The sequence below is a fragment of the Bartonella sp. AA86SXKL genome (assembly GCF_042196885.1).
On the sequence record NZ_JBHIRE010000455.1, the window covers coordinates 1 to 629 of the forward strand.

General features: G+C 41.2%; 1 protein-coding gene. It reads right to left on the bottom strand.

Annotation, left to right across the window (positions count from 1 at the left end; translation table 11 throughout):
* The coding region (gene rlmN, locus ACFIO5_RS12610) for a 23S rRNA (adenine(2503)-C(2))-methyltransferase RlmN (protein WP_375705589.1) at window positions 1–629 on the bottom strand (629 nt) is incomplete at both ends.

The following is a 629-nucleotide window of genomic DNA, read 5'->3' on the forward strand; positions in this document are numbered from 1 at the left end:
TTACATATTCAAATGTAATTCGCTTAGCATTGGAAAGACCAGGATATTGACGGCAAGCATCCATTAACAGTGCAAGTGGGTATTTCTTATTGATTGGAACAAGCATATCTCGTAATGTATCATTCACAGCATGGAGTGAAATTGCCAACATAACCCCTATTTCTTCTCCGGTTCGGATCATTCCAGGAACAACTCCACTGGTTGAAAGGGTAATCCGACGTTTCGATAAAGAAAGTCCATTCCCATCAGAAGCGATTAATAAAGCTTTTTTCACCGCTTCAAAATTATAAAGTGGTTCTCCCATCCCCATCATAACAACATTGGTGATTTTGCGTCCTTCCACTGGAACAATTGCACCATCAGGGGTATTCCTATCAGGAAAATCACCCAAACAATCACGCGCAACCAATAATTGCGCCAAAATTTCTTCCGCTGTGAGATTGCGAACAAGTACCTGCGTTCCCGTATAACAAAAAGAACAAGTTAAAGTACACCCTACTTGCGATGAAAGACATAAAGTGCCACGCCCTTCTTCAGGAATATAAACAGTTTCAATTTCAACAGGCCTTCCAGCACCGCGTGGTGGAAAACGTAAAAGCCATTTACGCGTACCATCTTTTGATATTTGT